At 40.7% G+C, this 9,221-nt stretch carries 5 protein-coding genes and 2 pseudogenes; 6 read left to right on the forward strand and 1 reads right to left on the reverse strand.

From position 1 onward, the window contains the following. From ACFIMU_RS03995 to ACFIMU_RS04020, 6 genes and pseudogenes are all read left to right on the forward strand, one after another. Positions 1–1,221, forward strand: a pseudogene (locus ACFIMU_RS03995) (tol-pal system protein); the annotation flags it as partial. Positions 1,222–1,239: 18 nt separating this feature from the next. Beyond that, the gene (gene tilS, locus ACFIMU_RS04000) at positions 1,240–2,727 is read left to right on the forward strand and encodes a tRNA lysidine(34) synthetase TilS (RefSeq protein ID WP_375696834.1); all 1,488 of its coding nucleotides are present in this window, start codon (positions 1,240–1,242) and stop codon (positions 2,725–2,727) included. A gap of 114 nt (positions 2,728–2,841) precedes the next feature. Then, a complete protein-coding gene (ftsH, locus tag ACFIMU_RS04005; RefSeq protein ID WP_375695940.1) occupies positions 2,842–5,010 on the forward strand; it encodes an ATP-dependent zinc metalloprotease FtsH in 2,169 nt (722 codons plus the stop codon). A gap of 550 nt (positions 5,011–5,560) precedes the next feature. After that, positions 5,561–6,925 carry a phosphoglucosamine mutase gene (glmM, locus tag ACFIMU_RS04010; RefSeq protein ID WP_375609303.1) on the forward strand — a complete coding sequence of 455 codons (1,365 nt, stop codon included), beginning with the start codon at positions 5,561–5,563 and terminating at the stop codon, positions 6,923–6,925. A gap of 752 nt (positions 6,926–7,677) precedes the next feature. Next, on the forward strand, positions 7,678–7,806 hold the full coding sequence (locus ACFIMU_RS04015) for a type II toxin-antitoxin system RelB/DinJ family antitoxin (RefSeq protein WP_375608109.1): 129 nt from the start codon (positions 7,678–7,680) through the stop codon (positions 7,804–7,806). 165 nt (positions 7,807–7,971) lie between these two features. Beyond that, positions 7,972–8,175: a hypothetical protein gene (locus ACFIMU_RS04020; protein ID WP_375696835.1), complete on the forward strand. Its 204-nt coding sequence runs from the start codon at positions 7,972–7,974 to the stop codon at positions 8,173–8,175. Between the two features lie 750 nt (positions 8,176–8,925). Here the strand turns inward: ACFIMU_RS04020 and ACFIMU_RS04025 are convergent. Further along, positions 8,926–9,181: pseudogene (locus ACFIMU_RS04025) on the reverse strand (Arm DNA-binding domain-containing protein); the annotation flags it as partial. Positions 9,182–9,221 lie beyond the last annotated feature (40 nt).

The raw sequence follows: 9,221 nt of genomic DNA on the forward strand, positions 1-9,221 counted from the left end.
GCACCTGAAGCAGCTGATAAAGCAGCATCTGATGTGATAGAAAAAGCCACTGACGCTGTTAATAAGGCTGTTGATGCTGTGAAGGAAGCACCTGAAGCAGCTGATAAAGCAGCATCTGATGTGATAGAAAAAGCCACTGACGCTGTTAATAAGGCTGTTGATGCAGTGAAAGAAGCACCTGAAGCAGCCGATAAAGCAGCATCTGATGTGATAGAAAAAGCCACTGACGCCGTTAATAAGGCAACTGATGACGTGAAAGAAGCACCTGAAGCAGCCGATAAAGCAGCATCTGATGTGGAGAAAAAAGCCACTGACGCTGTTGATAAGGCTGTTGATGCAGTGAAAGAAGCACCTGAAGCAGCCGATAAAGCAGCATCTGATGTGATAGAAAAAGCCACTGACGCTGTTAATAAGGCTGTTGATGCTGTGAAAGAAGCTCCTGAAGCAGCTGATAAAGCAGCATCTAGCGCGGCGGAAAAAGCCACTAGTGTTGCGGAGCACCAAGGGATTATTTTAGAGAATCAACAGGCTTTATTTCAAGATTATGATTTAGATAAGCTTTTACATAAGATACGAATGGTGCTTGAGCATAACAGTCTAAAAAATGTTAACAAGCAGTTTCACGAGCTTTTTGATACAGAAACCTCTTCTGTTTATTCTTGTTCTTTTGAAAAGTCTGCTGTAGATGAAAAATCTCAGACTGTAAAAGAAGAGATGGAGCAGGACCATAGTACAGGTGTTCAGACAAAGGTTGCTGCTGTGGAAGCTAAGGTGGAGAGCCATGACCATGAAAACAGTCAATCCTTTAACAAAGCGCATGAAGTAAGAGCTCCAATTGAAGTACATCAGAGTGACAATCTTTCTTCTTCTAAAGCTTTGTATAAGGAAGGGTATGATTTTATTCGTTCTGCTAACTATGTTGATGCTGAAAAAAGCTTTTGCGCTTTTCAAAATCGTTACAAAAAAGATTCTTTGAGTGATGATGCTTTATTTTGGTTGGCCGAATCTTTGTTGGGACAAAAACGCTATCATGAAGCAGCACAAGTTTATCTTACCGCATGGTATGCAGATAAAAAGAAGCTCTATACCTCCGAGATTTTACTGAAATTAGCAAGAAGTATGGTCGCTCTTGAGCCAAATAAAGACAATTGTGCTCATTTTGTGAAAAAATCAAAACGTCAACAAACATTAGCATCTGTTTTTTGTAAACCTGCAAAATAAACAGCGAGGTCGTTTTCGGTGTGCGTTAGACTGGCAAGAAATCTCTTTAAAACATCGGATTTTATTCCATGTCAGAAGTTGATTCTTGCCGTCTCAGGGGGAAGTGATTCTTTGGCTTTGATGTTTTTGGTCAAAGAGCATTTGGAAACTCTCGCATTTCCTCCAGAAATGATTGTTGTCACGGTTGATCATCAATTGCGTAAAGAATCGATGCGTGAGGCAGAAACTGTTGCGAAAATTTGTCGTGTCCATGATATTCAACATATCACTGTGCGATGGGAAGGCGAAAAGCCAAAGACGCATATTGCTTCCAGCGCGCGTGTTGCACGTTACGATCTCTTGGTTAAAGAAGCACAAAAACAAGGCGCATCAGTTATTATGACGGGCCATACACTCAATGATCAGGTTGAAACCTATCAAATGCGGTATCAACGTCTCCAAAAGAACAGAGGTGCTTTATATAGTGAAGCTGTTACCATGCGCGATGAGGTTTATGCCAGTGGTTTTGCTGGTATTTTGCGCGGTGAAGCCGAGGGTATACGTGATGAGTTTCATGCCAGAAAAACAAGAAAAAATATTTCCGAAAAAAACGATGGTCCGCTCTATGAACGTGGTTTATCCTGTATTCCGCGTGAGGCGTTGTTGCATAGAAAAGTGCGTTTGATTCGTCCACTCCTTGGTGTAAAACGCCAAACATTACGGAATTATTTACGCTTACAAGGACAAACATGGATTGATGATCCAACCAATGAAGATCGCAATTTTGAACGTGTACGTGTGCGTCAATCTCTTTCTCCACAAAAATTGTCTTATATTGCTCAAAAAATAAATGAAGCCGCATTGCAGCGTCGTCAACACGCGCAAAATATTGCCGATTTGATCTTAGCACTGGATATTACTGTCCAACATGGACGTTGTTTCATAGCAAAGCCTGCGCTATTTTTACAGAAACATTCCAGTTTTCCTTTCGTGGTGGGGCTCTTTGCTGTGCTGATGGGAGGGGGATTTTATTTGCTCCCCAATCAGAAATTAAGCATGCTTGTTCAAAAACTCTGTCTCGATTCTCCAGAAAAGAAGCGTTTTACTTATGCGGGCTCTGTTATTGAATATAACAAGCAGGGAATTTCTTTGTGGCGTGAAGGGCGAAATATAAAAGAGGCTATCGTTGAGCCAGATAAAACTTTTATATGGGATGGGCGCTATCATATCACAAATCATGGATATGAGGCTATAAAGGTTGGAGCCGCAAATTTAGAACAGCTGAAATTTTTATTAAAAAATAGCGATTTTGAGCTTGAAAAGCCTCATTTTCCCTCTTTACAATCGCTGGTGATGATCTCAAATGACAAAGGGTGTGATATTCCAGAGTTGATTTCTCAAGCAGTTGTTCATAAAAATGTTATCATCAAGCGGATTATGGCACCTTTCGATTGGCTTTCTTCGCGAGAAGATGCTGCTGTGGTAAATGTTGTGGACCCTTTTTTTAATATTGAGGTGAAAAGATAAAGAAAAATTACTCTAAAAGAAAATAAACAGCTTCTCATCCCTTGGCAAGGGGCTGACAAGGTTATATGTTAAGGGGAACTGTTTGAAATCTATATTTGATTAAGTGGGCTGAATATGAATTCCAATTACCGCTCTCTCCTCATTTGGGGAGTTATTGCTTTGATTTTGATTGTGTCGTTTTCTTTCTTTAATGGAGATAGTCAACGTTCTGGTGGTGGAGAGGTCTCTTATTCTGAATTTTTGCAAAAAGTTGAGAATAATGAGTTGAAATCTGTGACCATTCAGGGTCAAAAATTAACAGGAAAAACCATTGAACATAGAACTATTTCAACCTATGCTCCACGAGATCCAGGTTTGATACAAAAATTGGAAAGCAAAAACGTCAATGTTAAAGCTATTCCTGAAAGCTCTGGAAATAGTATTTTCCTCAATCTCCTCTTTTCCTTATTGCCTGTTATTATTATCGTGGGGGCGTGGGTCTTTTTTATGCGGCAAATGCAAAATGGATCACGTGGTGCAATGGGGTTTGGGAAGTCAAAAGCAAGATTGCTTAATGAAGCGCAAGGACGTGTTACTTTTAAAGATGTTGCCGGTGTTGAAGAAGCAAAGCAAGATCTTCAAGAAATTGTTGAATTTTTACGCGAACCACAAAAATTTCAACGTTTAGGAGGCCGTATTCCACGCGGTGTTTTGCTTGTTGGTCCTCCAGGAACCGGTAAAACTTTGCTCGCACGCTCTGTGGCTGGTGAAGCCAATGTGCCATTCTTCACCATTTCAGGGTCTGATTTTGTTGAAATGTTTGTAGGTGTTGGGGCGAGCCGTGTGCGTGATATGTTCGAACAGGCTAAAAAAAATGCCCCTTGTATTATCTTTATCGATGAAATTGATGCTGTTGGGCGCCATCGGGGTGCTGGACTAGGAGGGGGAAACGATGAACGCGAGCAAACCTTAAATCAGTTGCTTGTTGAAATGGATGGGTTTGAGCCCAATGAAAGTATTATTCTTATTGCTGCAACAAACCGTCCTGATGTGCTTGATCCCGCTTTATTGAGACCAGGGCGTTTTGATCGGCAAGTTGTTGTGCCAAACCCTGATGTTTCTGGGCGTGAACAAATCTTGAAAGTGCATGTGCGCAATGTGCCTTTAGCGCCCAACGTTGATCTGAAGATTTTGGCAAGAGGTACACCAGGATTTTCCGGTGCGGATCTGATGAATCTGGTCAATGAAGCTGCTCTTATGGCTGCAAGCCGTAATAAAAGAGTCGTGACAATGCAAGAATTCGAAGATGCGAAAGATAAGGTGATGATGGGGGCTGAGCGTCGTTCAACCGCTATGACACAAGAAGAAAAAGAACTCACTGCCTATCACGAAGCAGGACATGCTATTGTGGCTCTTAATGTGCCAGTTGCTGATCCTGTCCACAAAGCAACAATTGTCCCAAGGGGAAGGGCCTTGGGAATGGTGATGCAATTGCCTGAAGGTGATCGCTATTCCATGAGTTATCGTTGGATGATTTCTCGTCTGGCCATTATGATGGGTGGACGTGTGGCTGAAGAATTGAAATTTGGAAAGGAAAATATCACCTCCGGTGCTTCTTCTGATATTGAACAAGCAACCAAATTAGCGCGCGCAATGATCACACGATGGGGATTTTCTGATCTGCTTGGGAATGTTGCTTATGGAGATAACCAAGATGAAGTCTTTTTGGGTCATTCTGTTGCGCGAACACAAAACGTTTCTGAAGAAACAGCGCGCATGATTGATATGGAAGTGCGTAAGCTTATTGATGATGCCTATAAAAATGCTACAGAAATTTTGAAAACAAAAAGAAAAGAATGGTTTGCTTTGGCACAAGGTTTGTTGGAATATGAGACTTTAACGGGAGCTGAAATTAACGAAGTTATTGCAGGAAAGCCTCCTTCACGCACACAGAAAGATGAGAATGCTGCACCACGGGGATCCTCTGTTCCAAAAACTGGAACAGTGAGGGTAGAGACAGCAGGTGCAGAGGAAAAAGACGCTGAAACAGCGCCTAAAACAGCAACTCATAAAGGAGAGACTGATAAACTAGAAGAGGGTAAGGCAGAGGGAGCTGTAGGGAAGAAAACAGCAAAATCCAGTGATGTTGAACCTAAGGAGCTTCAGTCTAAAAAAGTGCAATCGGATGAGACTGAGAAAAAAGCGCAAAGCACAAAAGGTACCACAAAATCAGTCAACCGCTCTAAAAGTAAAAGCAGTGCAGAAAAAAAGTCAAATACGGTGGGACATGATAAAGGAAAATAGGAGCCTTTTAAGAACGCTTGAGTGACGATGTTTTAGGAAAACTTCTAAATTTTTTGAGAAAGGCGCAAACAAAGCTTGCGCCTTTCTTGCAATATTTGCAAAAATATGGAAGCAAAAAAATTAAGCAAAGCCGTTGTATGATGACGGCTTTAGCATGCTACAAGGCGAGGTGTACTGTTGCTTTTCTAATGTGGTAGGGGTTGTAAGGTTAGGTGATAGATTTTCTTGCTGATTTGGTAGGGTATGAGGTTTGGTGCTGAGTTTCTTTACGGATTTAGCAAGTGTGTGAGATTATCCGTTGGTTGTGTTAAAGGGATGTGTAGAGCATTTTGAGGAGATAATATTTCTTTTATGTGTGAGGGTGTAACATAATTGTTTGAGAGTGGTTTAGATGTGTAGATGGTGAATAGGGGGCTTGATTGTCTAAATGCATGAAGGTTTAAGATCAATGATCTGATTTTATACGGGGAGAGGAGGACTATTGTACCAAGGGGGCTTTTAGGGGTTTAAAAAAGTCAAAGGGAAAAAGTAGATATTAAAGGAAAGAGGTATGGTACAAAAATATTTTGGTACAGATGGAATTCGGGGGAAAGCCAATTCATTTCCGATGACACCCGATTTTGCTATGAAGGTAGGGATGGCGGTAGGGGTTTTATTCCGCTCACAACATCAATCACGTCGTGTGGTGATTGGAAAGGATACACGATTATCGGGCTATATGTTGGAAAACGCTTTGGTTTCAGGATTGACTGCTGCGGGGATGGAAGCTTTTTTATTGGGTCCAGTGCCAACACCTGCTGTTGCAATGCTTTGCCGCTCTTTGCGCGCGGATCTTGGGGTGATGATTTCTGCTTCTCATAATCCCTTCTATGATAATGGAATTAAACTTTTTGGTCCTGATGGTTTTAAGCTTTCAGATGATATGGAAGCGAAAATTGAACAATTAATCGATACAGATCTTTCAAAATCTTTAGCAAGTTCTGCCGAAATTGGTTATGCAAAACGGGTTGAAGGGGATATTTATCGTTATATTGAATATGCCAAACGAACTCTGCCGCGCGATGTTCGCTTGGATGCTGTGCGTATTGTTGTGGATTGTGCCAATGGGGCGGCTTATAAAGCGGCTCCTCGTGCTTTATGGGAATTGGGGGCTGAGGTTTTTGCTATTCATGATGAGCCAAATGGTACCAATATTAATCAAAAATGTGGGTCAACCGATTTAAGTTCTTTAAAACGAAAAGTGCATGAAGTACGTGCTGATGTGGGTATTGCTCTTGATGGAGATGGAGATCGTGTTCTCATTGTTGATGAAAAAGCACAAACGGTTGATGGAGATCAGTTGATTGCTGTAATTGCTGAAAATTGGCATAAAATGGGACGATTACGGTGCAATGGTGTTGTTACAACAATTATGTCAAATCTTGGACTAGAGCGTTTCTTGAACGGCAAAGGGTTGCACCTTGTAAGGACAAAAGTTGGAGACCGTTATGTTGTCGATGCCATGCGCCAAAAGGGATATAATGTTGGTGGTGAGGCTTCTGGGCATATTGTGCTCAGTGATTTTGGCACAACGGGTGATGGCTTGGTGGCTGCCTTGCAGGTTTTAGCCTGTATGAAAGAAAGCCAAAGTCCTATGAGCCAATTGTGTAAACGGTTTGAACCTGTACCGCAAATTTTAAAAAATTTAACGGTTAAAAATAAAAATGTCCTGAAAAAAAATCCTGTTAAAACGGCTATTGATCAAGCAGAGAAAAAGTTGGGAAAAGAAGCACGCCTCGTTATCCGTGCTTCTGGAACTGAACCGGTTATCCGCCTTATGGCTGAAGGCGATGCACGAGAAGTGTTGGATGCGGTCGTAACAGAGTTGATGGATGTTATTACGCAACATGATGCACACGTGGGTGCTGTGCTTTGAGGAATCTTGAATGCTGTGAGGTAAGTAATCAGGTAATCTTTTGAGAGATAGAAGGGAAATTTGCTACGGGAATTATTTGTTGGAATATAAGGGGATATTTCTAACGTTGAGTAGACTTCAAGCGGGTGACCTTTGAATAAAGGGGAGGCTTCTTATGATGGTTGAGGGGAAGAAAAAGAATAAAGACTAAAGCTTGGAGGCTTGTGTGTGCTAGAGGAGGGGAGATCTTGAGAGAGGGATGAAAATTCTTGAGTTGTATAGAAGAAAAAGCTGGTGAGAGCAGTCAGTCAAAACGGTTATCCAAGAAAAACGGTTGTTGATGAAGGAGTTTTGGGATTCGTGTAATGGCGAAAATCTATCCTTTATACATTGCATATAAGGGAGGATCAGAGATTAGATAAAAAAGGGTTTGGCAATTTATACTGATAAAGCGATGTCGTTTCGTGATTTTGTCTTTAATGTTGTCTTGGGATGCACTTCATAACTATGGGTTTGATTCATCAAAAGTTCTCCCTAAAGAACAACTTCAGGATAAAAAGCTAGTGAACGAGCTTCAAACAGCTGTTCAATTTTTGCAACAAAGACATATACAAGAGATCAACAACGCATCTGTGCGTACAAAGTCAAAAGATGTGATACGGTCAAGAAATCTAATGCATTAGAAACTTTTTATTGTAGCTCATTTGGGTTCTCATTAAAGAGTAACTAAAGGAGGGTTACTTATAAATATAGCGGTGGATTCAAGAGATATTGTGCGAGCATGTATAGATAAGAATTTAAAAAAAGCCCATGAAATATTAGCCCCTCTAGGGCTTACGGTGTCTTATTTTGTACGGATTGCTTTGACTAAAGTTGTCAATGAAAAGGGATTTGTCGTTTGATATGTATGTTCCTAATGAAACAATATATTGATTTATAATGATAATTTAGCGTTCTTCAAGTTGAATTAGCCCCCTAATATCGTAAAATTTTCTCATTTCAAATCTATTCCATGTTGAATCAATCAAAATCATTTGCTTGCACGTCACAAGCGGGGGGGAGTCCATGTGGAAAAAACCGTACAAGAAAGAACTAAAAATGGTTCTTATGAGCCCTCTCTAGTGCTAAGGGCTGTCAACACTCACGAGCTGGCAAAGTGTGTGATGGTGCCAGCATGCGAGACGCTTGAAATTTTTGAGAAAAGTGAAAGAGGAGAAGATGTTTTTTTTGTAAAAGATGTGGAGGATTTATTTCATCATTTGGATATTTGATACTTCTGATCATTCATTTAAAATTGGCTTTTAATTTACATCATTATAGTTACGGGTATCACGTATTTTTATTGATAATTTACAGGGATTCCGTATATTGAACAATTATGCAAACAATGATCGAAACGATAGCTTATCCTATTATGCCGTAAAACACCGTTGTTTAGAGCGGTGGTATAAGGCATGAAAAGCTTTATATATTTGAATGTTTTTAGATATCGTGATCAGTATTTCAGGGCAAGGTTTGTCTGTCGCGCCTATGAAGTGAATCGCGTGAGTGGTCAGTAGCAGGAAGCCGCCGAGAGATGCTGGACTTTTGACAGGCTCGTGGCGGGTAGGAATCTCACTCCTTTGAGGTGTGGGGGAAAGTCAATTAACTTGTGCGAAAGAGGAAGGCATATCACCTGAAGCATTATTTAATATTGTTTTTTTAAATTGCTGCTAATCCAGATGCTGGTGTTTTTATGCAAGGAATGAGGTGAGAGCAAGGAAAGTTAGATTCCCAACAAAGCATAAGGGTAAAAGTGGGGAATATAGGGTTATACCCTTTTTGGGTGGTCAAAATATTCCGGTGTTTCTCTTAGATATTTACAGTAAATTATCTCAAGGAAATTTAATTAAGCTAGTAAGCTAGAAAGAAATGAACTTAAGTGAATTTTAACTGTACTCTTAAACGAATATCGAAAGGAAAAAATAATGGATAAGGCAAATAAGTAGGATTGCGTATATTACAAGGAGCTTGTGAAGCTCTTTCTTAATGGGGTTACGACCCTCACGTAAAACAGCACACCATTGTGTGCAGTTTCACGGGTTTGTTTTAAAGAAACATTTCTTAAGGCACCCAGGCCCTTTTCATGGCGCCGACCATGAAGGGTATAACGATAAAGCCATTGAACACCTCCATCTTTATGTTTTTGAAGAAGCGAGCCGGTGCACCATCACACACTTTGCCAGCTCGTGAGTGTTGCAACAGCCCTTGGCATTAGAGAGGGTTCATAAGAGCCATTTTTAATTCTTTCTTGTACGGTTTTTTCACATGGACTATC

The sequence above is a fragment of the Bartonella sp. AC70YNML genome, from assembly GCF_042196545.1.
Lineage (GTDB): Bacteria > Pseudomonadota > Alphaproteobacteria > Rhizobiales > Rhizobiaceae > Bartonella.

What these genes read in the sequence shown, in the direction of transcription:
- glmM (WP_375609303.1), top strand. Translation starts at nt 5,561, where the DNA reads ATGGTACAAAAATATTTTGGTACAGATGGAATTCGGGGGAAAGCCAAT.
- ftsH (WP_375695940.1), top strand. Translation starts at nt 2,842, where the DNA reads ATGAATTCCAATTACCGCTCTCTCCTCATTTGGGGAGTTATTGCTTTG.